This is a genomic window from Spongiactinospora sp. TRM90649, assembly GCF_029382225.1.
GTDB lineage: Bacteria > Actinomycetota > Actinomycetes > Streptosporangiales > Streptosporangiaceae > Spongiactinospora.
Genome location: NZ_JARLTC010000042.1, coordinates 76,216 through 100,622, shown reverse-complemented (window position 1 = coordinate 100,622; position 24,407 = coordinate 76,216). Strand labels below are relative to the sequence as shown.

General features: G+C 73.6%; 17 protein-coding genes. 8 read left to right on the top strand and 9 right to left on the bottom strand.

Annotated elements, in window-relative coordinates:
* The first annotated feature begins 235 nt into the window (after positions 1–235).
* Entirely contained in the window at positions 236–1,066 is an 831-nt protein-coding gene (locus P3X83_RS37200) for an SAM-dependent methyltransferase (protein ID WP_277310073.1), read from the top strand.
* Positions 1,067–1,090: 24 nt separating this feature from the next.
* On the opposite strand, the gene P3X83_RS37195 is transcribed toward P3X83_RS37200, so the two are convergent.
* Together P3X83_RS37195 and P3X83_RS37190 are read right to left on the bottom strand one after the other, a co-directional pair.
* Positions 1,091–1,411 carry a multidrug efflux SMR transporter gene (locus tag P3X83_RS37195; RefSeq protein WP_277310072.1) on the bottom strand — a complete coding sequence of 107 codons (321 nt, stop codon included), beginning with the start codon at positions 1,409–1,411 and terminating at the stop codon, positions 1,091–1,093.
* Entirely contained in the window at positions 1,408–2,058 is a 651-nt protein-coding gene (locus P3X83_RS37190; protein WP_277310071.1) for an NAD(P)H-dependent oxidoreductase, read from the bottom strand. Before P3X83_RS37190 ends, P3X83_RS37195 begins: the two co-directional genes overlap by 4 nt.
* Positions 2,059–2,162: 104 nt before the next feature.
* Between P3X83_RS37190 and P3X83_RS37185 the strand changes: the two genes are divergently transcribed.
* The 3 genes from P3X83_RS37185 to P3X83_RS37175 all read left to right on the top strand — a co-directional run bounded on the left by P3X83_RS37185 (position 2,163) and on the right by P3X83_RS37175 (position 4,130).
* Positions 2,163–2,786, top strand: a complete 624-nt coding sequence (locus P3X83_RS37185; protein ID WP_277310070.1) for a TetR/AcrR family transcriptional regulator — start codon at positions 2,163–2,165, stop codon at positions 2,784–2,786.
* A gap of 46 nt (positions 2,787–2,832) precedes the next feature.
* Entirely contained in the window at positions 2,833–3,492 is a 660-nt protein-coding gene (locus tag P3X83_RS37180) for a sulfotransferase family protein (protein WP_277310069.1), read from the top strand.
* An 86-nt stretch (positions 3,493–3,578) separates the two neighbouring features.
* Positions 3,579–4,130, top strand: coding sequence for a dihydrofolate reductase family protein (locus P3X83_RS37175; protein ID WP_277310068.1), 552 nt, complete (start codon positions 3,579–3,581; stop codon positions 4,128–4,130).
* Positions 4,131–4,498: 368 nt separating this feature from the next.
* On the opposite strand, the gene P3X83_RS37170 is transcribed toward P3X83_RS37175, so the two are convergent.
* The 3 genes from P3X83_RS37170 to P3X83_RS37160 form a co-directional block, all read right to left on the bottom strand.
* A complete protein-coding gene (locus P3X83_RS37170) occupies positions 4,499–4,744 on the bottom strand; it encodes a hypothetical protein (protein WP_277310067.1) in 246 nt (81 codons plus the stop codon).
* A 109-nt stretch (positions 4,745–4,853) separates the two neighbouring features.
* A complete protein-coding gene (locus P3X83_RS37165; RefSeq protein WP_277310066.1) occupies positions 4,854–5,816 on the bottom strand; it encodes a hypothetical protein in 963 nt (320 codons plus the stop codon).
* A gap of 443 nt (positions 5,817–6,259) precedes the next feature.
* Complete coding sequence (locus P3X83_RS37160) at positions 6,260–6,898, bottom strand: TetR/AcrR family transcriptional regulator (protein WP_277310065.1); 639 nt, start codon at positions 6,896–6,898, stop codon at positions 6,260–6,262.
* A 48-nt stretch (positions 6,899–6,946) separates the two neighbouring features.
* Here P3X83_RS37160 and P3X83_RS37155 point away from each other — a divergent pair, with 48 nt between their 5' ends.
* From P3X83_RS37155 to P3X83_RS37145, 3 genes are read left to right on the top strand one after another with little or no spacing between them, the layout of a single operon-like run.
* Positions 6,947–7,354 carry a VOC family protein gene (locus P3X83_RS37155; RefSeq protein ID WP_277310064.1) on the top strand — a complete coding sequence of 136 codons (408 nt, stop codon included), beginning with the start codon at positions 6,947–6,949 and terminating at the stop codon, positions 7,352–7,354.
* Entirely contained in the window at positions 7,351–7,821 is a 471-nt protein-coding gene (locus P3X83_RS37150; RefSeq protein WP_277310063.1) for a hypothetical protein, read from the top strand. Before P3X83_RS37155 ends, P3X83_RS37150 begins: the two co-directional genes overlap by 4 nt.
* Before the next feature lie 45 nt (positions 7,822–7,866).
* Positions 7,867–8,091 carry a hypothetical protein gene (locus P3X83_RS37145; protein ID WP_277310062.1) on the top strand — a complete coding sequence of 75 codons (225 nt, stop codon included), beginning with the start codon at positions 7,867–7,869 and terminating at the stop codon, positions 8,089–8,091.
* Between the two features lie 238 nt (positions 8,092–8,329).
* Here the strand turns inward: P3X83_RS37145 and P3X83_RS37140 are convergent, their stop codons facing one another.
* Genes P3X83_RS37140 through P3X83_RS37125 form a run of 4 tightly spaced genes read right to left on the bottom strand, consistent with a single transcriptional unit; the run spans position 8,330 to position 22,938 of the window.
* Positions 8,330–8,536 (bottom strand): MbtH family protein, encoded by a 207-nt coding sequence (locus P3X83_RS37140; RefSeq protein WP_277310075.1) that lies wholly within the window; start codon positions 8,534–8,536, stop codon positions 8,330–8,332.
* Positions 8,537–8,544: 8 nt separating this feature from the next.
* A complete protein-coding gene (locus P3X83_RS37135) occupies positions 8,545–9,831 on the bottom strand; it encodes a lysine N(6)-hydroxylase/L-ornithine N(5)-oxygenase family protein (RefSeq protein ID WP_277310061.1) in 1,287 nt (428 codons plus the stop codon).
* A 34-nt stretch (positions 9,832–9,865) separates the two neighbouring features.
* Positions 9,866–10,894: an iron-siderophore ABC transporter substrate-binding protein gene (locus P3X83_RS37130; protein ID WP_277310060.1), complete on the bottom strand. Its 1,029-nt coding sequence runs from the start codon at positions 10,892–10,894 to the stop codon at positions 9,866–9,868.
* Between the two features lie 32 nt (positions 10,895–10,926).
* Positions 10,927–22,938, bottom strand: a complete 12,012-nt coding sequence (locus P3X83_RS37125) for a non-ribosomal peptide synthetase (protein ID WP_277310059.1) — start codon at positions 22,936–22,938, stop codon at positions 10,927–10,929.
* 212 nt (positions 22,939–23,150) lie between these two features.
* Between P3X83_RS37125 and P3X83_RS37120 the strand changes: the two genes are divergently transcribed.
* Positions 23,151–24,404, top strand: a complete 1,254-nt coding sequence (locus tag P3X83_RS37120; protein WP_277310058.1) for a salicylate synthase — start codon at positions 23,151–23,153, stop codon at positions 24,402–24,404.
* Positions 24,405–24,407 lie beyond the last annotated feature (3 nt).

Below are 24,407 nucleotides of genomic sequence, written 5' to 3'. Positions count from 1 at the left end.
CCCCCCCCCCCCCCCCCCCCCCCCCCCCCCCCCCCCCCCCCCCCGCCCCCCCCCCGCCCCCCCCCCCCCCCCCGGCCGCGCCCCCCCCCCCCCCCCCCCCCCCCCGGCCGGTTTTCAAACCGGGGACAAATGGGAGCGCTCTCCCGACATATCGGGCAACGAGCCCGATGACGACGTTGGCGGAAGCGGATATGCTCCGGGACCAAATGATCACCATTTCGACCGGAGGTCCTGAATGCCCGACGCGACGGCACCACCTCCCCCAGGGCCGTCCCGGCGGTCGGAGATCAACACGAGCGTCGCGCATCCCGCGCGGATCTACGACTACTACCTGGGCGGCAAGGACAACTTCGCCGCCGACCGGGTCGCCGGCGAGGCGATGATCGCCGCCACCCGGGGTGGAGTGCGCGCCGGTGCGCGGCAGAACCGCGCGTTCCTGGTGCGCGCTGTGCGCGAGCTCGCCGAGGCGGGCGTCGAGCAGTTCCTCGACATCGGCACCGGCATCCCGACATCGCCGAACGTGCACGAGGTGGCGCGCGCCGTCCGGCCGGGGGCCAGGGTCGCCTATGTGGACAACGACCCGATCGTCCTGGTCCATGCCCGCGCGCTGATGAGCGGCGGGGGCGCGGCGAGCATCATCCAGGCCGATCTCCGGCGGCCCGAGACGATCCTGGACGACACACGGGTGCGCGACACCATCGACTTCCGCAAGCCGGTCGCGGTGCTGTTCGTCGCGGTTCTGCAGTTCTGCACGGACGCCGAGGATCCGCACGGCGTGGTCGCCCGGCTGATGGACGCGGTGCCGTCCGGCAGCCACCTGGCACTCTCCCACTTCACCGCCGACTTCAACCCCGAGGCGGCGGCCAAGGGGGCCTCCTCCGCGTACGACAAGGCGACGGCCCCACTGATCGCCCGCGACCACGCGGAGGTCTCCCGGTTCTTCGACGGCCTGGACCTGCTTCCCCCGGGCGTGGTGCAGGCGTCCCACTGGCGGCCTGACGGCGAGGTGCCCGAGATCCCCGGCGGTCACCCGTGGGTGTGGGCGGGCATCGGCGTCAAACCCTGAGCGCGGCGCGATCCCCTCGGGCGCTCAGCCGGGATCGGCGACGCGCGCCAGCACGACGCCCCCGACGATGAGGGACAGCGCGGCCACTCTGACCAGGGCGACCGGGTCACGGTGGACGACGATGCCCAGCGCGATCGCGCCCACCGCGCCGATCCCGGTGAAGACCGCGTACGCGGTGCCCACCGGCAGCGTCCGCATCGACAGCGACAGCAGGTAGACCGCGGCGGCGGCCAGCGCGAAGCACAGCAGCGTGGGCAGCGGGCGGGTGAAGTTCTCCGTCGGCTTGATGCTCTGCGACCAGGCGATCTCCACGATCCCGGCCAGCACCAGCAGCACCCAGTTCACGACGGTTCACCCCCCAGTTCGGCCGCGACGCGCAGGGCCGCCGCGTAGGACGCGTCGTGGGCCTCGCGCAGGTGCGCCAGCAGGGGGTCGATCCGCGAGTTGGCCAGCTCCGCGTTGACGAAGACGGTGTCCTCGACGGCGAAGTGGCCCGCGAAGAAGTCGCGCAGGAAGCTCTCCTGGTGGTCGAAGCGCTCCTTGGGCGTGCCCGGGCCGTACGCGCCGCCCCTGGCCGAGGCGACCACGAAGCGGCGGCCCGCCAGCGACATCTTGGGGAACGTGACCTGGTCGATCCACGCCTTCACGGTCGCCGGGACGCCGTAGTTGTACATGGGCGTGGCGATCAGCACCACGTCGGCGGCGACCAGCTCGGCCAGCAGCGGCTCGACGATCGCCCAGGCCGCCGCCTGCTCCGGGGTGCGCACCGCCTCCTTCAGGCGGTCGATCTCGGTGATGCCGTGTTCCATCACGTAGTCGCACAGTTCGGTCCACGCCTCCCCGATGAAGGGCACGGGGTTCTCCCCCAGGTCGCGGTAGGTGTACGCGCCGCCGGGGTTCGCGGCCTTCCACGCGTCGGCGAACGCCTGTCCCAATCGGCGGCTGACCGAGCGACGGCGGGCGCTCGCGTCCAGGTGCAGCAGTGCGGCCATGCGACTCACTCCCAAGGGATAAGTGGACATTCTGTCCGCTTAATTGGAGCATACAGTTAAGCGGACATAGCGTCCACTTAGCTCATTCGGTTACAGTCACCGGCATGGATCGCCGTACCGACCTGCTGACGGGACGCCCCGCGAGCGAGGACGACAGGCCGCCCGAGCGCGCCGACGCCGCCCGCAACCGGGCCAAGGTGCTGCGCGCCGCCGCGGGCCTGTTCGCCACCCGCGACCCGCGCACGGTCACCATGGACGACATCGCCCGGGCCGCCGGGGTGGGCCGGGGCACGCTCTACCGCCGCTACCCCGACACGGGCTCGATCGCCGTCGCGCTGCTCGACGAGCACGAGCGCGACCTTCAGGAACGGCTGCTGCGCGGCGAACCGCCGCTGGGCCCCGGCGCTCCGCCCGGGGAGCGGCTGGCCGCCTTCTACGCCGCCATGGTCGCCCTGCTGGAGGCCCACGGTCACCTGCTCCTCGGGGCGGAATCCGGCAGCTCCCGGTTCACCACGGGCGCCTACGGCTTCTGGCGTGCCCACCTGCGCGCACTCCTGGTCGCCGGCGACGTGCCCGACCCCGACGCGATGACGGACGCGCTGCTCGCCCCCCTGTCGGCGGAGGTCTACGCGCACCAGCGCGAACGCGGTCTCTCGCCGGAGCGGATCGCCGCCGCGCTCGCGGAGCTGACCCGCCGTACCCTGCCCGGCGCGACCCCCGAGGCGTAAAGTCGGAAGTGTTGACCAACGCTGTCAGAAAGCGGGGGATTTCACGATGCTGACGGTTGTGGGTGCGGGCTTTCCCCGCACCGGAACCACATCGCTCAAGGCCGCGCTGGAACGACTCGGCTTCGGCCCCTGCTTCCACATGTGGGAGCTGCTCGCCCACACCGACCAGGTGGACCACTGGCTCCCGCTGGCCTCCGGCGAGGCGGTGAACTGGGACGACCTGTTCACCGGCTACCGCTCGGCGGTGGACTATCCGGCCAGCCACTACTGGTGGGAACTCGCGGCCCGGTATCCCGACTCCAAGGTCATCCTCACGATCCGCGACCCCCATCGGTGGTACACCAGCTTCCGGGCCATGGTGCCCACGGAGGAGCCCGAGCGGTTTCCCCCCGGCTGGGAGACCATGAGCAGGCTGTTCCCCCTGCTGCAGCGGATCGGCCGCGAGACCTTCGGCACCTTCGGCCGGAATGAGGGCTTCCCCTCAGAGGAGCTGGCGGTGCGGGTGTTCGGCGAGCACATCGAGACCGTACGGCGGAGCCTCCCCGCCGACCGCCTGCTGATCTTCGAGGCCCGGCAGGGCTGGGAACCGCTGTGCGACTTCCTCGGCGCCGAGGTCCCAGACGAGCCCTTCCCCCACCTGAACGACGGCGGGTCCTTCCCCGCCAACCTGGAACGGGCGCTGCGCCACGGCGACATTCCCTCGTGAACCTGGCCCTCGCGTGTCGAGAACGCGGTCTCTGATCCGACCGACGGGTGAGGGACCGCACCACGACGGAGGCCAGGATGGCAAAAGTGATCACCGGAATGACCGTCTCCCTGGACGGCTTCATCGCGGACGCGAGCGGCAGCGCGTCGCCCGTCTACCCCGACTTCGCCGAGATGGTCCGGGACCCGTGGATGGCACGCACGATCAGGGAGACCGGCGCGGTAATCATGGGCCGGCGCACCTTCCAGATGGGCGACTCCGACTCCTACCTCGGCCAGTACGAGTTCCAGGTGCCCATCTTCGTCCTCACCCACCAGCCGCCCCAGATCCCCCCGAAGCAGGACGACCGGCTGACCTTCACCTTCCTTGAGGGCGACATCCACGAGGCGGTCACCCGCGCCAAGGCCGCCGCAGGCGACCTGGACGTCCAGGTCGTCGGCGGAGCAGACGTCTCCCGCCAGATCCTCACGGCAGGCCTCGCCGACGAACTACGCCTCGACATCGTCCCCGTCGTCCTCGGCACCGGCCTCCCCTTCTTCAACGGCCCCCTCCCGGGCATCACCCTCCGCAAAACCACCGTCCGCGAAAGAGGCATCCGCACCTCCCTCACCTTCGCCGTACAGCGCACCACCCCCTAACCCCCTCTCTGCGCGGAGCACACGCCGCCGCGTCCTCCCCACCGCCGAAACCCCCCGGCCGTGTTCGGCATCGCCTCCACGCCCGGCCGGGCAGTGGGTGCGCCATCGCACGCAGGCGCAGGCGCAGTCCTCCCGGGCACGTCGGTCACGCCGACGATGGAGATGGACTGCGGCCCGTCGGCGTACGTCGCGACGATCTTCCAGACGTCCTCCTCGGCGCCGACCAGCGCGGGCAGGCCGACCAGGCCAAGCGCGACCCGCGCCTGCTGGCCGACCTGCGCGCCCGCTGGGAGAAGATCGACAAGACCCTGCCGCCCTACCCGGGGTGATCCCGGCGGCGGCTCACCGCCCGGGGCGGGGCCGGGGCCTCAGTCTCTCGTCTGATCACTGGAGGAGGGCGCGTCGATGCGCAACCACGGTGGCAGCAGCCGCTGCACACTGCTCAGTGCCATCACCCGGGAGAGGACCCCGGCCACCGCCAGGGCGAGGGAGCCCGCCAGCCACGGAATCGACTCCCTGACGCCGACCGCGTCGAAGATGCCGGGCAGCGCGACGGCGACGCCGATGAAGGTCTGAAAGGCGGTGCGGATCGCGCGTTTGTTGTCGTCGCTCAAAATGATCACCTCGGGGTCTTGGGCGACGACGGCCCGGCGTCGCGGCCCATCGAATACGGGGTTGCTGGTTACTTACATACCGTAACCTTAAGTAGCGACGCTCGCACGATTAGTAGTCGATCGATCCCTTGAGACGGCCATAACAACAGGCCAGCGCCGCCGCCTGGAAGGGCGCGAGGAGCACGCCCCCGGCCAGCCGGATGAGGTCGCCGAGCGACAGGCCGAGCACGAGGGGCCATGACCCGGCCAGGGCCCACAGCCCGAGGTGGATCAGCGTCGGCAGCAGGACGAACCCCAGGCCCGGGTTCATGAACGCCGAGGAGGCGTCGCCCCGCGCCATCCGCAGCGCGGTGCGCAGCGGCGGCTCGCCGTCGGCCAGCGCGGCCCAGGAGGTCAGCGCGGGCAGCAGCAGCACCCCGCCGCACAGCGCCAGCACGGCTCCGGCCGCGAACGAGTCCAGCGCCACCGCGACCGCGACCGCGAGGCCGGCGATCAGGGTGATCGCCAGCGTGAACTGCCCGGCGAGCAGGGCCAGCGCGGGCCATCGGCGCAGTGCGCACCGCAGTGCCCGAGCGGGTGAGACGGGCCCGCCGTCCAGGTCGTCCAGCACGATCCGGCAGCCCGCGACCAGGCCCACCATCTGGATCAGGCCGGAGACCACCGGGGTCAGCACCGGGACCACGGGGATCGCCACGAGAGGGAGGCCGTCGATGCCGATGGTCCGGTCGTCCAGCCACGTCTCAAGGGCCGACGAGGCGACCGCGCCGGGGATCATCGTCACGGCGGCGACCAGCAGCAGGCGGCGGTAGAGGCGTCCCGCCATGCCGTAGGCGGCGAGCACCGCGTCGGCGTGCTCCCGCGTCCGCCGCGTCCAGGAGGGACGTGGAGCGGGCGCGGGCCTCGGCGCTCCCGCCGATGCCGCCGGCTTGCGGGGACGGCGGCGCGGCAGGCCCCGCGACGGGGACCGCCGCGAGACGCCCGGCAGGCCGCGGTCGCGGACAGTGCCCTCAATGGCCTCGATGGCCTCGATGCCCTCGATGGCCTCAATGCCCTTGACGTCCTCGATCGACATCCACCCCTCCTCAAGACGGGCCACACGGTGGGATCGGCCGCCGGGCATGCCGAGGACAGCGGCCTGAACTGGGTGTTCTCTCCCAGACAAGCATCGGGGCCCCTAGTTGAGAACCCCTATCTGCCCGGCGGCGCCGCCATGGGGATGTGCCACCGTTGCGGCCTGGCCCCCGTGCGGCGAGGGGCGCACGCTTACGGAGGAGACGGCGATGGACGACCGGCCGAGGCGGATCAAGGCGGTGATCATCGGTGACGGCCTGGACGACGGCGAGCTGGACGAGCTGACCGGCCGGCTGCGTAGCGAGCTGCTGAACCTGGACGTGCGGGCGGACGTCGCGGCGGCGAGCGCGGCGCCGTCCGGCGCCAAGGCGGTGGAGGGCGCGCCGCTGGGGACGCTGTTCATCACCCTGTGGCAGTCGCCGGTGATGGCCGCGACGCAGGACCTCAGCCGGCGGGCGGCGGATCGGCCAGCAGCGCGTAGGCGAGTTGGCCGGTCGTCCACGCCGCCCACTCCCCGGTCTTCCAGCCGCACTCGCGGGTCAGCACCAGGAACAGGTCGGGTGAGAGCAGGCCGACGGTGACGTCGGTGGCCCGTTCGACGCCGAGCCTGGGGCGCAGGGCGCCCAGGCCGGTGAGGATCGCCACGAAGGCCCCGTGCGCGCTGCGGCGCTGGCCGCCGTTGACCTCCCACTGCGCGGCCATGTCGGCGTCGCCGGGCGCGGCGTCGCGGACGACGGCCAGGATCGGGGCCACCCGATCGAGGATGACCCCGCTGGCGGTGACCCAGCCCGCGACCACCTCGCGGGGGTCGCTCGACTCCCGCAGCGCGGTGAACCAGTCGCGTTCGAGCAGCGGGACGGGGGCGTCGTCGCCCGCCGACGCGACGTCCATCACGTGCTTGAGCAGCCCGCTCTTGTTCCCGAAGTGGAAGTAGACGGTCTGCACGGAGACCCCCGCGGCGTCGGCCACCTGCTGGAAGGTCGTCGCGGCGTAGCCGTGCTCGACGAAGAGCCCGTGGGCGGCGGCGATGACGCGCCGCCTGGTCGGGGCGGACCTTCGATTCGATCCCTTGACGTCCGGCATGTATTTAGAGTATCACTCTAGAGTAAAGCTACAAAAACTGGAGGGGCGATGACCGCGCTGGGCGGTTTCCACCACGTCAAGCTCCCCGTATCCGACGTGCGCAAGAGCGTCGAATGGTACGGCAGGGCGCTGCGCCTGGACGTGGCGATCGAATTCAACGAGGACGGCGTGCTGCGCGGCGTGGCACTGCGCGACCCCGGCCGCACACTGATGCTCGCGTTACGCGAGGAGCCCGGCGTCGCCGCCGGGCTGCACGGTTTCGACCCGGTCGCGCTGGGCGTCCCGACCCTTGCCGACCTGCGGATGTGGGCCGATCACCTGGACACCCAGCAGGTCGCGCACTCGGGAGTCACCGAGGGCTCGATCGGCTGGCTGATCGCCGGGGTGACCGACCCGGACGGCATCGAGATCCGCCTCTACACGCTGCAGGAGCGCGCGGACGGAGACGCCGGATGAGGCCCCGCACCGCCGCCGCGCGGGCCGCCGCCGTCCTCGTTCCCGCCCTGGCGCTGCTCGTGTCCGCGCCGCAGGCCCAGGCCATGACGGCCGAGCGCGCCTGGGGCCCCTACCGCGCCCCGGCGGGCAAGGCCGTGGTCTCGGGCGACCTGCGGGTCTCACGGCTGGACACCGGCACGATCCCGCCCGTGGCGACCGTCCGGATCCGGGGCGTGCTGCGGGACCGCGTCGCCGGGCCCGCCTGCGGATACGCGGTCTTCCGGATCACCTACCTGAAGTCCGACGGCTCGCTGCCCTTCGTGCATCGGACGATCCGCGCGTGCGGCGGCCCGCCGAAGAGATTCGCGTTCACCGGGAACCGGGTCCATCTGGTCGGACTGAAGGTGTGCGGCGAGGCCAGGCGCGCCACGCCGTCCCTCACCTGCCTGTACTCCGGCACCTGGAAGTCCCTGCACATCACCCGCTGAAGCGGCGTCGCGCGGGGACGAGCCAGCCTCGCTCACGCGCCGGCCGTGAGCCGGCGGCCCGCCGTCTCGGCCAGGACGAGCCTGGCCAGGGCGTCCGCGTGGCGGAAGAGGGGCGCGTCGAAGCGGGGGCGGGCGAAGCCCGCGGCGGCGCGGCCCGCGACCGTCCAGGCGTTGCAGCCCGGCGGAGTCGCCGAACCGGATCCCGCGCAGCGGGCGGTCGAGCCGGTCGAGGTCGAGCCGGTCGGCGAACCGGGGGGACGGCCCGCCTGATCAGCGCGCGCCCGGGCCGGCCGGCCCGCCAGATCCGGTCCCCGCCGGGCGGGTGCGGGTCGATCACGTGCACGTCGAGGTCCCCGGCCGCGCCGTCGCCGAGGACCTCGGACGCGTTGGCGCAGATCCGCTCGACCAGGCACGTACCCGTGGGGCCCGCACCGATGACCGCGATGGCTCCGCTGCCCATGCGGTCAACCTACGACCGTTCGATCACTAAGTCAATTTTTCCTACTTGTTATACATGGAAGCCGTTCAGGCTACGCGGACGCAGGTCGGTCCAGTTGGCCGTGACGTAGTCCAGGCAGGCGGCGCGGTTCTCCGGGCCGAACACGCTCGCCCACCCGTCGGGCACTCCGGCGAACGACGGCCACAGCGAGTACTGACCCTCGTCGTTGACCAGCACCCGGAAGTCGGCCGCCGTGTCGTCGAAGGGGTTGGTCACCGGACTGCTCACTGCTGTGCTCCCTCGGGTACGCGTGCGGAACGGCGGGCGATCGACTGCACGATCTCCCCGGTTCGCACGGCGGTCATGGACAACAGCGACGAGGCGATGCCGTGCGTGTCCTCGGTCGCGCCCTGGAGGTAGATGCCCCAGGTGTGGTCGGAGTCGGTGGCGATCCGGTAGTCGCGCTCCACCACCGGGCCGCCGCCCTCGCGGACCCGGCAGTGCGCCCGCGCCTCGCCGAGCAGGTCGAGCGGGTCGCGCTCGCGGTAGCCGGTGGCGTAGACGACGGCGTCGGCCTCGATGGCGGTGACCTCGCCGGTGGGCAGGAAGTGGACCTTGACCCGGACGGCGTCCGCGTCGGCCCGCACGTCGAGCAGGCGGGAGGCGTTCAGGATGCGCAGCCGCTCGCGGCCCGCGACCTTCTCGGCGTAGGAGCGCCGGTACAGCTCGTCGATCAGGTCGAGGTCCACCACCGAGTAGTTGGTGTTGCGCGAGTAGGCGAACAGCATCCGCTTGACCTCGTCGGGGGCGGCGTAGAAGTGGTCCACCGCCAGCGGGTCGAAGATGCGGTTGGCGAAGGAGCTGTCATCGGCGGGCGAGTAGCCGTACCTGGTGAACACCGCGCAGACCTCCGCCGAGGCGTAGGTGCGGTGCAGGTGCTCGACGGCCTCGGCGGCGCTCTGGCCCGCCCCGACCACGATGAACCGGCGCGGGTCGGGCCCCCGCAGGGCCGACAGGCGGGTCAGCAGGTCCTCGGTGTGCCAGATCCGTTCGCCCGCGCGCACGCCGTCCGGCAGCACCGGCTCCAGCCCCACGGCCACCACGATGTTGCGGGTCAGGCAGGTGTGCAGCTCGCCGTCGCGCTGCACGACGACCTCCAGCGTGTCGTCATCCGCCGGGCGCACCGACACGACCTCGGAGCCGTAGCGGACCAGCCCCTCGAATGAGGCGGCGACCCATTCCAGGTAGTCGTGGAACTCAAGGCGGGTGGGGAACATCGTCTTGTGGTTGATGAAGTCCACCAACCGGCCGCGTTCGCGCAGGTAGGAGAGGAACGAGTAGCCGCTGGCCGGGTTGCGCAGGGTCACCAGGTCCTTCAGGAAGTGCACCTGCATGGTCGCGCCGTCGATGAGCATGCCACGATGCCAGCCGAACCCGGGCTGCCGCTCGAAGAAGACCGCGTTCACGCCGGAGCCGTACTCCTCCTCAAGCGCCACCGCCAGCGCCAGGTTGGAGGGGCCGAAGCCGATGCCCACGACATCATGGACCGGGCCGTGCACAGGTATCGACATGTTCGCCTTTCGATGCTGCCGGAGCGGGGGATTGTCAGGAGGCGGACGAGGAGGCCGCCTTGGCGACCTTCGGGACGATCTGGTCGATCACGTACGGCACGGCCAGCGGCGTCGGCGTGCGCAGCGGCCAGAACGACTTCAGGTCCAGCGGCACGTAGGAGCCCCGCTTGACCACGTCGAGCCCGGCGAACAGCTTGTTCGCCTCGATCTTCCGCTGGGTGGCCGGATCGTCGTTGTAGTGGCTGAGCAGCACGTCGACGTCGAGGATCTTGACCTTCTCCATGCTCAGCTCGGCGGCGAAGCCCTCCCCCGGCAGCGCCTTGACCTGCTCGGGGAGCACCAGCCCGAATTCGCCGAACAGCTTGACGCTGGTGTCGGCCGCGGACTTCAGCACGCCGATGTTGCCCGAGGGGAACACACTGGTCAGCGCGAACGACTTGCCGGCCAGCTCGGGGTACTCCTCCTTGACCGCGCCGATCCGCCCCTCCACGTCGGCGACCAGCTTGTCGCCCTCGGCCGGCTTGCCGACCGCCTTGGCGACCTGGCGGGCCACCGACTGCCAGGTGTCCTCGGCCGGGCCGGTCTCGTACGCGACGGTCGGGGCGAGCTTGCTGAGGTTGGCGTACTCCTTGTCGATGTAGTAGTCGCCGGCGGCGAGGATCAGGTCGGGCCGCAGCGCGGCGATCTCCTCGATCGAGAACCCGGCCTCCCCGGCCTTCAGCAGCTTCGGCGGGGTGCCGCTGATCTTGGGGGCGCTCCAGGGGGTGAGGCCGTCCGGCTGGATCCCGGTCAGCTCGGCCATCCCGACCGGCTGCACACCCAGGGCCAGGAGCGTGTCCTGGTCGGTCTCGCCGAGCGCGACGACGCGCTTGGGCGGCGCGGGGACCGTGGTGGTGCCGAGCTTGTGCGTGATCGTCACGGGGAAGCCGGAGGCGGGGGAAGCGGCGGCCTGGGAGGAGGCGGGCGCGTCGGCGGGCTGTCCCCCGCCGCCGCAGGCGGCCGTCAGGCCGAGGCCGAGGGCGACCACGGCGTACGCGGCCAGCCGGCGCTTCAGGTTGGACATACTGTTCCTCTCTTAGGTAAGGCTCACCTAACTTAGCAGTGCTTTTGCCTCCCCGTGAAGCTCCCTGGGAACCGGCTCGCCACGCCCGCCGGGGTGGGGGCCGTCATCAGCGCCGCGATCTTCAGGTCCGCGCAGCCGGGCACCTGCCTGATCCGCCGCACCAGGCGCATGGCCAGCAGCGAGTGGCCGCCGAGGTCGAAGAAGTCGTCGTGCGGCCCGACCGCGTCCACCCCGAGCACGTCGGCGAAGATGCGGCACAGCAGCGCCTCGCGGTCCCCGTCGCCCGCCGGACCCGGCTCCGTCTCCACCCCCGTGCCCGTGCCCGTGCCGGTCACGGGCCTGGCCGTGAGCCCGGCGGGCAGTTCGCGCATCCGGATCGACGGGTCGGCGGCCACGGTCTCCAGCAGCGCGGCCAGCGCGGCGATCACGCGTTCCACGGTGCCCGCGTCGAACAGCTCGGCCGAGTAGTCCACGATGAGCCGCAGGCCCTCGCCCTGCTCGCGGAAGATGAAGTCCAGGTCGAACTTGGCGGCCGGCGGGCTGAACAGCGCCGCGCGCTGTTCCAGGCCCGGGAAGACGACCTCGCCGGCGTCCTGGTTCTCATAGCCCACCATGACCTGGAACAGCGGGTTGCGGCCGGGCACCCGGCGCGGGCGCAACGCCTCCACCAGCGCCTCGAACGGCAGGTCCTGGTTGGCCAGGCCGTGCAGCACGGTGTCGCGCACCCGGGCCAGCAGCTCGGTGAACGCCGGGTCGCCCGACACGTCCGCGCGCAGCACCAGGGTGTTGACGAAGAAGCCGATCAGGTCGGCGGCGGCCTCGTCGGTGCGCCCGGCGACCGGGCTGCCGAGCGGGATGTCCTCGCCCGCGCCCGACCTGTGCAGCAGCGCCGCGACGGCCGCCTGGCAGACCATGAACAGGCTGGCCCCGGACCCCCTGCCCACCGCCCGCAGCCGGGTGACGAGCGACGGCGGCAGGTCCCGGCCCATCGTCCCGCCCCGCTGCCCGACCGTGCCCGGCCGGGGACGGTCCACCGGCAGCGGGATCTCCTCGGGGACGCCGGCCAGCGCGGTCGCCCAGTAGGCGAGCGCGCGGGCATGCGCGCTGCCCGGGTCCAGCGGGTCGCCGAGCAGCTCGCGCTGCCACAGCGTGTGGTCGGCGTACTGGACGGCGAGCGGCTCCCAGCCGGGGGCGGCGCCGTCCAGGCGGGCGGTGTAGGCGCGCGCCACGTCCCTGGCGAAGGGGCCGAAAGACCACTCGTCGAACGCGATGTGGTGGAAGACCGCCAGCAGCAGGTGCTCGTCCGGCCCCTCTGTGTTCTCCTTGAAGACCGCGACCCGCAGCGGCGGTTCCGCCGCCAGGTCGAACGGCCGCGCGACGACCTCCTCGGGACCGCTCGCGGTGGTCTCCACCTCGGGACGCGCCTGCCCGGGCGGCAGGATCCGCTGGTAGGGCCTGCCGTCCTCCTCAGAGAACGGGAAGACCGTGCGCAGGCTCTCGTGGCGGGCCACCACGTCGTGGATCGCGGCCCGCAGCGCGGCCAGGTCCAGCGGCCCGCGCAGCCGGACGGCCAGCGGCAGGTGATACGCCTCGCGCGGGCCGTCGTCCTCGCGCAGGATCTGGTCCAGCAGCCACAGCCGGTTCTGCGCGTGCGACAGCGGCACGCGCTCGGGCCGCGCCGCCGCCGCCAGGGCCGGGCGCAGTTCCGCCTTGGCCCGCTGGTGCACCCGCGTGGCCAGCTGGGCGACCGTCGGCGCCTCGAACAGGTCGCGGATGGCCAGCTCGGTCCGCAGCGCCGCGCGCGCCCTGCCCACCAGCCGGGTGGCGAGCAGCGAGTGGCCGCCCAGGTCGAAGAAGTCGTCCTCGACACCCACCCCCGGCACGTCGAGGACCTCGCCGAACAGCGTGCACAGCACCCGCTCCACGGGGGTGCGCGGCGGGCTGCCCGCGCCGCGCGGGCCCTCCTCGCCCGGGGCGGGCAGCGCCCGCCGGTCCAGCTTGCCGTTGACCGTCAGCGGCAGCGCGTCCAGGGTGACGATCGCGCCGGGCACCATGTAGCCGGGCAGGCGCGACTTGAGTCCTTCGCGGACGCGCGCGGCGAGCCCGCTCCGGTCGCGGGCCGCCGCCGGGTTGCTCGCGTAGGCGGCGGGCGGGCGGCCCGGTTCGGCCGCCAGGCAGGCGGCCCCGCCGCCGAAGACCGCGTCGTAGTGGCCGGGAAGGTCGGACGGCGTGGTCACCACGGCGGGGTCGAGCGCATAGAGCAGTTCCGGTTCGACGCCGGTCGGGGCCGCGTCGAGCAGCGCCCGCGCCTCGGCGGGGCTCGCGCCGTCCTCCAGCGCGCGCAGCGCGGCCAGCTCGCCGGACAGGCGCGGGTCGGGGATGCCGCGCACCCGCAGCGGGCCGGGGAGCCGCGCGGCCAGGTCGCCGAGCCCGGCCCACTCGATCACCTCCGGGTCGGCGGCGGGGACGGCGGCCGGGTGCTTCCAGAGCGTCACGTCGTAGCGGTGCCTGGTCAGCTCGTTGTGCCCGGCGCCGCGCTTGGTCCGGATCTCGACGCGCGCCGGGCCGGGCAGGGCGGTGAAGAAGGCCGGGTGCACGAGCAGTTCCTTCTCCATCCGCACCGCGCGGTCGATCTCGGCGAGGTCGCCGCCGCCGCGCCCGAGCTGGATCGCCGCGTGCAGCGCGCGCACCGTGCGCAGGTCGCGGATGTCGCCGAGGAACAGCGCGCCGCCGGGGGCGAGCAGGTCCATCGCCTTGCCGATCACGTCGAGCAGGTAGCCCGCGCCGGGGAAGTACTGCGCCACCGAGTTGATCACGATGGTGTCGAAGTGGCCCTCCGGCAGGCCGGTGGTGTCGTGCGCGGCGCGGTGGTTCAGCCGTACGGCGGGCGTTCCCCCCTCGGGCAGGTCCGCGGCGAGCTTGGCGATGACCGGGGCGGCGAAGTCGGTGCCCCAGTATTCCTCGACGGCCGAGCCAGGCCCGTAGGCGAGCCCGGACAGCAGCAGGCCGGTGCCGACGCCGATCTCCAGGACGCGGCGGGGCGACAGCGCCGCGACGCGGGCCAGCGTGGTCTCCCGCCACTCGCGCATCTCGGGCAGCGGGATCGGCCGCCCGTCGTAGCTGCTGTTCCAGCCCGCGAAGTCCTCGGTGTGGACGGCGGTGCCGATCTCGGTGTACTCGGCGTCGTAGATCTGCCTCCACTCGGCCACGTGCTCGTCGTCGGCGCCGGTCCTGGCGGTGCCGTCCGGCACGACGTACCCGATCAGACGGCGGATCCCCGGGACCTCGGTGTCGGCCGCGATCACGGCGGCCTGCCCGACGCCCGGCTCGGCGGCCAGCGCCTTCTCCACCTCCTCCAGCTCCACCCGGTAGCCGCGGATCTTCACCTGGTCGTCGGTGCGCCCCAGGAAGTCGATGTTGCCGTCGGGGCGGACCCGGACGAGGTCGCCGGTGCGGTACATCCGGCCGCCGCCGAAGGGGTCGGCCACGAAGCGTTCGGCGGTCAGGTCGGGGCGTCCCAGGTAGCCCCGGGCCAGGCCCGCGCCCGCGATGTACAGCTCGCCGGGGGTGCCCGGCGGGACCGGGCGCAGCCAGCCGTCCAGCACGTAGCCCCGGGTGTTCCAGATGGGTTTGCCGACGGTGGGGGTGGCGCTGTCCTCGGTGCCGCCGCCCAGGGTGTTGATGGTGTACTCGGTCGGGCCGTACAGGTTGTAGCCGAGCACGCCCTCGGCCTCGGCCAGGCGGTCCCACACGGAGGCCGGCACCGCCTCGCCGCCGAGCAGCACCAGCGGGGGCCGGTGCCCGCCGTCGAGCAGGCCCTCCTCCAGCAGTTGCTGGGCGTAGGTGGGGGTGACGTTGATGACGTCGATCCGGTGCTCGCGCAGGTACCTGGTCAGCGCCTCGGCGTCGCGCCGCAGCTCCTCGTCGCAGACGTGCACCTCGTGGCCCTCGATGAGCCACAGCAGTTCCTCCCACGACATGTCGAAGGAGAAGGACACGGTGTGCGCGATCCGCAGCCGCCGCCCGGCGGTGGCCACGACCGGGTCGAAGATGTTGGCCCGGTGGTTGTACTGCATGTTCGTCAGGCCCCGGTATGGTGTGACCACGCCCTTCGGCAGTCCCGTCGAACCGGAGGTGTAGATCACGTAGGCCGGGTGGTCCATCCGGTCCGGCCCGGTGAAGGCGGGCGGCCCGGTGTCGGGCCGCCCGGCCAGCGCGTCCTGCACGGCCGGGTCGTCGAGCAGGATCGCCGTCGCGCCGCCGTGGTCCAGGCCCTCGGCGATCGCGCGGTGCGAGACCAGGCACCGGGGGGCGGCGTCGGCCAGCATGTAGTTCAGCCGGTCGGCGGGGTAGTCCAGTTCCAGCGGCAGGTAGGCGGCGCCGGTCCGCAGCACCGCGAACAGCGCCACCACCATCTCCGCCGAGCGGGGCAGCGCCAGCGCGACGACCTGTTCCGGTCCGGCCCCGTGCTCGGCGAGCAGCGCGGCCAGCCGGTTCACCCGGGTGTTCAGCTCGGCGTAGGTGAGGCGCACGCCAGGGTGGGAGACCAGCGCGATCTCATCGGGGATGCGCCCGGCCTGCTCTGCCAGCAGTTCGGCGATGGTCAGATCGGGCACCGGCCGTTCGGCGGCGGCCCACTCGGCGCGCAGCGCCTCGTGCTCGGCGGGCAGCAGCGGGTCGAGCCGGTGGCAGGGGGTGTCCGGGGCGTCGGCGAGCGCGGCCAGGATCGCCACGTACCGGTCGGTGAGGCGTTCGATCTCGGCGGTGGTGAAGGCGTCGCCCCGGTGCATGACGCGCAGGCCCGCGCCCGGGTCCACGACCATGGTGACCGGGTAGTGCGTGGCGTCGCGCACCTCGCGGCCGAGCACCCGCAGGTCGCCGTCCGGGCCGAAGGCGCGATCGGTGGGCATGCCGGGAAAGTTCTGGTAGACGAACAGCGTGTCGAACAGGGTTCCCGCGCCGGTGGCCCGTTGCAGGTCGGCCAGCGCCACGTAGGAGTGGTCGAACAGCTCGGCGGTGGTGTCCTGGACCTTCCCGAGCACGGCCCCGAGCGGGTCGGCGGGGCCGGCGGTGACCCGCAGCGGGATGGTGTTGAACAGCAGGCCAACGATCGACTCCACGCCCTCGACGTCCGGGTGGCGGCCCGACACCGACACCCCGAAGACGACGTCGTCGCGGCCGGTCAGGGCCATCAGCAGCAGGCCCCAGGCGGTCTCGTAGAAGGTGGCCGCGGTGGTCCCGCCGGATCTGGCGGCCCGGTCGATCCGGGCGGCGAGGTCGCCGGGCAGGGCACGGTGGATCTCCCCCGCAGTGGCCAGGTCGGCGGGGCGGTCGGCCAGTTCGGGCCGCAGCAGGGCGGGCTCCTCGAACCCGTCCAGACGGCGGCGCCACGCCTTCAGCGCGGCCTCGCGGTCCTGGGCGCCGACCCAGTCCAGATAGGCGCGGAACGGCGTGACCGGGCGGGCGCGCTCGGCGGCGGGGTCGGTGTAGAAGCCGAGCAGGGAGGTGACGAGCAGGCCGCCGGACCAGCCGTCCAGCAGGATCAGCTCGGAGGTCAGCACCAGCCGGTGGTCCTCCGGCCCCAGCCTGGCCAGCCCGAACCGGATCAGCGGCGGCTCGTCCGGCGAGAACGGGCGGGCGCGCTGCGCCTCGGCGAACGCCTCCAGGTCGTCCACCTCGGCGAAGGTCCAGTCCACGTCCCACTCATCGGGGACGAACTGCGTGGTCCGCGCGCCGTCGGAGCGGAACCCGGCCCGCAGGTTGGGGTACTTGCCCAGCACGTCACGCGCGGCGGCGGCCATCCGGCCGGGGTCCACGGGCCCGGCGAGGGTGACGACGGCCTGCTGCACGTACACGTCGCGGCCGTCGCCCGCGAGCAGCAGGTGGAAGAGCAGCCCCTCCTGTAGCGGGGAGAGCGGCAGTTCGGCGGGCTCGCCGGCGGGCTCGGTCACGGGCGCGGGCGCGTCCTGGCGGACGGCGGCGCGGGCGAGCGCGGCGACCGTGCGCAGCCGGAACACGTCACGGACGCCCAGCGCGAACCCGGCGCGGCGGGCGCGGGCCACCAGCAGGGCCGCGCCGATGCTGTCGCCGCCCGAGCGGAAGAAGTCGTCGTCGGCGCCGAACTCGCGGTGCCCGGTGATCTCGGCGGCCAGCGCGGCGAGTTCCCGCTCGGCGAGGGTGCGCGGCGCACGGCCCGCGCGGATCTCCGGCTCCGGCAGCGCCCGCCGGTCGAGCTTGCCGTTCGGGTTGCGCGGCAGCTCGTCCAGCGCGACCAGGACGGAGGGGACCAGGTGCGCGGGCAGGACCTCGCCGAGGGCGTCGCGCAGCGCGTCGAGGTCGAGCCCGGCCTCGCCGGTGACGTAGCCGACCAGGCGCGGGCCGGAGCGCAGGGCCACGGCGGCTCGCCGTACCCCGGGGAGGGCGGCGAGCGCGGCCTCGACCTCGCCGGGCTCGACCCGGAAGCCACGGATCTTGATCTGGTCGTCGGCCCGGCCCAGGAAGTCCAGCGCGCCGTCACGTCGGCGGCGCACCCGGTCGCCGGTGCGGTAGAGGCGTCCGCCGGGCGGCCCGAACGGGTCGGCGACGAACCGTTCGGCGGTGCGGGCCGGATCGCCCAGGTAGCCCCGGGCGACGCCTTCGCCCCCCAGGTACAGCTCGCCGACGGTGGACTCGCGCAGCGAGGCGTCCAGCACGTACGCGGTGGTGCCGGTGATCGGCACGAGCCCGCCGTTCTCGGCGATGAGGCTGTCCCCCGCCGCCTCCGAGCAGCCGTACAGGTCGACCAGCCGGGCCGGGACCCGTTCGGCGAGCCCGGCGGGCAGCGCCTCGCCGCTGCTGATCCAGGTGGTCACCGACGCGAGGGGGCCGGTCTCCAGCAGGGCGGTGAGCAGGCTCGGCACGACGGTCACCAGGTTGACGCCGTGACGGTCGATCAGGGCGGCCAGGGCGACGGCGTCGGTGGCCGTGTCGTCGTCGGCGACCACGACCGTGTCGCCCGCCACGAGCCCGCCGAGCAGTTCGGTGGTGCCGTCGATGAAGGACGGCGAGCTCTTGGCGACCCGCACGCCCGGCGCCGCCAGCCCCCTCCCCCAGGCCAGCCGGTTGGCCAGCGCCCGCTGGGTACCCGCCACGGCCTTGGGCGTCCCGGTGGACCCGGAGGTGAAGATCACGTAGGCGAGGTTCCCCGGGAGGACCAGCGGACGGGGACGCGGCGCGGACGGCGCGGCGGGCAGCTCGTCGCGCCCGATCACCAGCAGCGGCCCGGCCACTGCGAGCATCAGGTCCACCCGCGCGGGCGGGTAGGTCACGTCGATCGGCAGGCAGGCCGCGCCTGTCTTGAGCACGGCCAGCAGCGCCACGACGAAGTCCGCCGAGCGGGGCAGGGCGATGCCGACGACCCGTTCGGGACCGGCTCCGGCGGCGGCGAGCCGGGCGGCCATCGCCTCGGCCAGGCCGTTCAGCTCGGCGTAGGTCAGCGCGGTGTCGCCGAAGATCACGGCGGTGGCGTCCGGGGTGCGCGCCACCTGGGCCTCGACCTGCGCGGCCACCGTGGGCAGGTCGGCCGCCGCGACGGCGGCGCGGGCCGAGGACGGCGCGGTGAGCGCCGACAGCCTGGTCGCAGGGTCGCCGGTCACCCGCCCGAGCAGGTCGGCGAGGTCGCCGAGCAGCCCCGTGACGGTCTCGGCGTCGAACAGGTCCGTGGCGTAGGCGGCGAACCCCTCGATGTGCTGCTCGCCCTCGGCGAAGTAGAGGTCGAGGTCGAACTTGACGCCGCCGGTCTCCGGCAGGAACGGCTCGGCGCGCACGCCGGGCAGGCTCAGCCGCACGTCGTCGAGCCGCTGGTGGACGATCATCACCTGGAACAGCGGGCCGCGCGCCAGCGTCCGCTCGGGGGCGAGGCGTTCCACCACCCGCTCGAACGGCACGTCGGCGTTGGCGAACGCGGCCAGGTCGGTGCGCCGGACGCGCTCCAGCAGCTCGGCGAAGGTCGGGTCGCCGGACAGGTCGGCCCGCAGCACCAGCAGGTTGACGAAGACGCCCACCAGGTCGGCCAGGTCGTCGTCGGCGCGCCCGGCGATGGGGGTGCCGAGCGCCACGTCGTCGCCCGCGCCCGCGCGTCCGATCACCGCCGCGACGGCGGCGTGCAGGACCATGAACACGCTCGTGCCGGTCCGCCGGGCCAGGTCGCGGATCCCGCCGAGGGGCAGCCGGAACGGCACGAGCCCGCCGCGATGGGTCGCCTCCGGCGGCCGTGGGCGGTCGAGCGGGAGCGTCGTCTCCTCGGGCAGCCCGGCCAGCGCGCGTTCCCAGTACGCCAGGCGGTCGGCGGCGACGCCCTCCTCCCGCTGCCACACGGCGTAGTCGGCGTACTGCACGGGCAACGGCGGCCAGGCCGGTGCGGTGCCCGCGAGCCGCGCGGCGTAGGCACGGGACAGGTCGGCGAGCAGCGGGGTGAAGGACCACTCGTCGGCGGCGGCGTGGTGCAGCAGGAGTACCAGGACCGACTCGTCCTCGCCCGCGCGCAGCAGGGTCGCCCGGATGGGTACGTCGGCGCCGATGTCGAAGACGTGCGAGGCTGCGCGGGTCTCGGCCGTGCGCCGCTCCTGGGGGGACATATCCGAGGTGTCCACCTCGGTGAAGGTGACGGCGGGGTCGGTGAGCACGCGTTGCGCGGGCAGGCCGTCCGGGTCCTCGACCAGCAAGGTGCGCAGCGCCTCGTGCCTGGCGACCACGTCGGACAACGCGGCGCGCAGCGCGGCGGCGTCCACGGGGCCGGCCAGCCGCAGGCCGAGCGGCAGGGAGTAGGAGGCCGACGGGCCGCGCAGGCGCTCCTCGAACCACAGTCCGCGCTGGGCGGGCGAGGCCGGGACGGTGTCCGGCCTGGTCACTTCGCGGACCCGTTTCCGGGCGGGCCCGGTGACGAGGCGGGGCGCGAGGGCGGCCACGGTGGGGGCCTCGAACACGTCGGCGATGGTGAGGTCCGCGCCGAGTACTGCGCGGATCCGCCCGGCGAGCCTGGTGGCCAGCAGCGAGTGCCCGCCGAGCGCGAAGAAGTCGTCGTGGACGCCGACCCCCGGCAGGCCGAGCGTCTCGGCGAACACCGAGCACAGCGCCTCCTCCCGCGCGTCCCGAGGCTCCCCGCCGGCCGCGCCGGCCTCCGCCTCGGGCGCGGGCAACGCGGCCCGGTCCAGCTTCCCGTTGACGGTCCTCGGCAACGCGGGAACGACCACCAACGCCGCCGGAATCATGTACTCCGGCAACGCCGCGGCCAACGCCGCCCGACAAGCCGCCGAATCCGGCCCCACCCCACCCTTGTCCTCGGGGGTGGATGGGACCAGGTAGGCGACGAGGCGGGGGTCGCCGGGACGGTCTTCGCGGACCACCACGGCGGCCTGGGCCACATCGGGGCGGGCGGCGAGGATGGCCTGGGCCTCACCGGGCTCGATCCGGAAACCGCGGATCTTCACCTGGTCGTCGGTTCTGCCCAGGTATTCGAGCGTGCCGTCGCGGCGCCACCTGGCGAGGTCGCCGGTGCGGTACATGCGGGTCCCGGGCGGGCCGTAGGGGTCGGCGACGAACCGCTCGGCGGTCAGGCCGGGCCTGCCGGTGTAGCCACGGGCGAGTTGCACGCCCGCGAGGTACAGCTCGCCGGGCACGCCGGGCGGCACGGGACGCAGCCGGGCGTCGAGCACGTGGGCGCGCGTGTTGGGAAAGGGACGGCCGATCCCGGTGGAGGGCAGCGGGGCGTCGGTCGCCCAGACGGTGACCTCGGTCGGGCCGTACATGTTGACGGCGCTCGCCGCCGTGGCGGCCAGGGCGTCGCCGAGCGCCGGGGGCAGCGCCTCGCCGCCGACCAGGACGCGCAGCCCCCGGAACGCCTCCGGGTCGAGGGTGCCCAGCAGCGAGGGGGTGCCCTGCACGGCGGTGGCGCCCTTCAGCAGCCCGGCCAGGACGGCGGGCTCGCGGACGGCCTCCCGCCCGGCGAGCACCACGGTCGCGCCGCAGGTCAGCGGTGCGAGTAGTTCCAGCGCGGCGATGTCGAAGGCGATCGTGGTGACCGCGACGAGCCGGTCGCCTGGCGCGAGCGCGAGCCGGTCACGCGCCGTGCCCAGAAACGCGGCCAGCGCCGAGTGCGGCACGCCGACCCCCTTGGGCCGCCCGGTCGATCCCGACGTGTAGATCACATAGGCGAGGTCGCCCTCCGAGGGCCGCGCCATGCTCTCCGCCCCCTGATCCCCGGGATCGACGACGGGCGTCCCTGGTGGGAGCAGGGTGGCGGTGGCCGGGGTGGCGATGGCGCACAGGGGGGCGGCGTCGGTCATGGTGTAGGCGAGGCGGTCCGCCGGGTGGTCCAGGTCGAGGGGCAGGTAGGCGGCTCCGGACTTCAGGACCGCGAGCAGGGCCACGAGCAGGTCGGGGGTGCGTGGCAGGGCGATCGCGACGACCTGGTCCGGACCCGCGCCCCGGGCGCGGAGCACACCCGCGAGTCCCGAGGCGCGGCGGTCCAGCTCGGCGTAGGTGAGGGTGCCGGAGTCCCCGGTCACCGCCACCTCGCCAGGGGTGCGGGCGGCCTGCTCGGCGAGCATGGCCACCGCCGTCGTGTCCGGTAGGGGCTGGTGGGTGGCGTTCCACTCGCTCAGCCGCGCCTCCTCCCCCGCGGACAGCAGGGGCAGGTCGCCGATCGGGGTGTCCGGGTGGGCCGCCGCCGAGGCCAGCAGCGTCTCCAGGTGGCCGAGCAGGGCGTCGATCCGCTCGTCGTCGAACAGTTCGCGGCGGAAGGTGGCCTCCACCACCATGCCGTCCGGGCGGGCGAACGCCTCAAGCGACAGGTCGAAGTGCGTGGTGCCGTTGTGCACGTGGGTCCAGTTGGTCCGGACGCCCGGCAGGTCCAGCTCGCCGATCTCCTGGGCGAGGAACAGCAGCATGGTGTCGAAGTACGGCGAGCGCCCCCGCCCCCGGGCGGGCCGCAGCTCCCGCACGATCGCGTCGTAGGGCAGCGCCTGGTGCGCGAACGCCTCCGCGCAGGTCTCCGCCGCGCGGCGCAGCGCCTCGCGGAACGTCGGCGAGCCGGACAGGTCGGTGCGCAGCGCGAGCGTGTTGCCGAAGTTGCCGGCCAGCCGCTCGACCTCGGCGTGCCCCCGGTTCATCACCGAGGAGCCGATGGAGACGTCGGTGGCTCCGGTGTAGCGGTGCAGCAGCACGGCGTGGGCCGCGAGCATGACCGTGAAGGGGGTCACGTTCTCGCGGGCCGCCAGGTCGCGCATCGCGCGGGTGACGTCGTCGTCGAACCGGCGGGCGCGCCGCCCGCCCCGCTCGGACGGCGTGCCCGCGCGCGGCCGGTCGGCGGGCAGGTCCAGGGGCGCGGGCGGCGGGTCGAGGCGGCGCCGCCAGTGCGCGAGGTCCTCGGCGTCCAGCGGTCTGGCCTGTTCCCAGGCGGCGAAGTCGGCGTACTGCGCGGGCGGGGCGGGCAGCTCCGGGGGCTCCCCGTTCACGGCGGCGCGGTAGAGCGCCGACAGGTCCCGGGAGAGGGAGCCCCAGGTCATGCCGTCCCAGGCGATGTGGTGGACGACGACGACCAGGGCGTGTTCGCCGGGGCCGGTGCTCAGCAGTTCCAGCCGGATCGGGCGGTCCACCCGCAGGTCGAACGGGGTGGCGGCGAGTTCGGCGGCCCGCCGCGCGGGGTCGGGGTGCGCCAGCGGGGGCAGGTCGAGGGAGTCGTCGCCGCTCACCCGCTGCACGGGACCGGCGTCGGTGTCGGCGTAGACGGTGCGCAGCACGGCGTGGCGGCGCAGCAGTCCGCGCAGCGCCTCGCGCAGCGCGTCGGTGTCGAGCGGGCCGGACATGCGGACCAGCAGGCACACGTTGTAGGCGGGGCTCTCCGGGAAGGATCGGTGGTGCAGCCACATGCTCTGCTGGGCGTACGAGAGGGGTGCGTCGCCAGGAGGTCGGGGGGTTATCCGGTCTTCGCGGTCGCCGGAGCCGAGGCCCGCTTCCGCCATCATCCGCCGGATCAGTTCGCGCCGCGCTGCCGTCTGCTCCTGCACCCTCAACTCTTCCGTTGTGGCCCGGATCGGGCGTGATGACCGCAAACGGAACTTAGGTTAGCCTTGCCTAATTCTATATGCAAGGTTAGCCTAACCTAAATTCCTTTATCCCGGATTTTGCGGCTCTTGTCAGCATCCTGGAGGTTTCCTTGTCGCTCGGTGTCCGCGCAGTCACGGATCTGACAGTCGAAGTCACAGCGGATCCACTGCATGTGGTCGCCCGCCTGGCGGCGTCCGGGCCGTTCGAGGACTACGTGGTCTATGAACGGCCGGGGCGCTGGACGTACGCCGGTGGCACGCTCGGGGAGGTCGTGCTTGAGGGCGATTCGGTGATCCGCCGGTGGGGCGGTGAGCCCGAGACGCGGACCCCGTGGTCGGGCCGTCCGGCCGCGGCGCTGCGGGCCGCGTTCGCCACCGCGCCCTGGCCCGCCTGGAACGCCTACGGCTGGATCGCGTTCGAGTTCGCGGCGGCGTCGGCCGCGCCCGCGCCGTCCTCGGCGCGCCTGGCCCACCTGCTGGTCCCCCGCGCCGAGGTGACCGTCCAGGACGGCAGGGCGCGGGTCACGGCGGTGGACGCCGACCACGCCGCCCAGATCGTCAAACTCCTGTCGGACCCGGTGATCGGGCGGGTCCCCCCGTCCTCCCCCGTGGACGTGCGCCCGGGCGGCGAGCCCTACCGGGAGCGGGTCGCCCGCGCGGTCGCCGAGATCGGGGCCGGCCTCTACCAGAAGGTGATCGTCTCCCGCCGCCTGCCGATCCCCTACCCCGTGGACGTGGTCTCCACGTTCGTGCGGGGCCGCGCGGCCAACACCCCGGCCCGCTCGTTCCTGCTCGGCCTGCGCGGGTTCCAGGCCGCGGGGTTCAGCCCGGAGGTGCTGGTCGGCGTGGACGGGTCCGGCACGGTGCTGACCCAGCCGCTGGCGGGCACCCGCGCCTTCGGCAGGGGCGCGGACGCCGACGCCGCGACCCGCCGGGAGCTGGAGAGCGACCCGAAGGAGATCTTCGAGCACGCGGTCTCGGTGCGCGCCGCCCAAGACGAGCTGTCCGGCGTGTGCGCGCCCGGCTCCGTCAGGGTCGCGGGGTTCATGACCGTCAAGGAGCGCGGCAGCGTGCAGCACCTGGGGTCCAGCGTGAGCGGGGTGCTGGCGGCGGGCCGTACGAGCTGGGACGCGCTGGACGCGCTGTTCCCCGGCGTGACCGCCTCCGGCATCCCCAAGGCCGGGGCGGTCGAGGCCATCGCCCGGCTGGAGGAGCCGCGCGGCCTGTACGCGGGGGCGGTGCTGTCGGTCTCCCACGACGGCGAGCTGGACGCCGCGCTGGTGCTGCGCGCCATCTACAGCGACCGCGACGGCGCCTGGCTGCGCGCCGGGGCCGGGATCGTGCCCGGCTCCACCCCCGAGCGGGAGTACGAGGAGACCTGCGAGAAGCTGTCCAGCATCGCCCCCCACGTGGTGCCCCTGGGCTGAGCC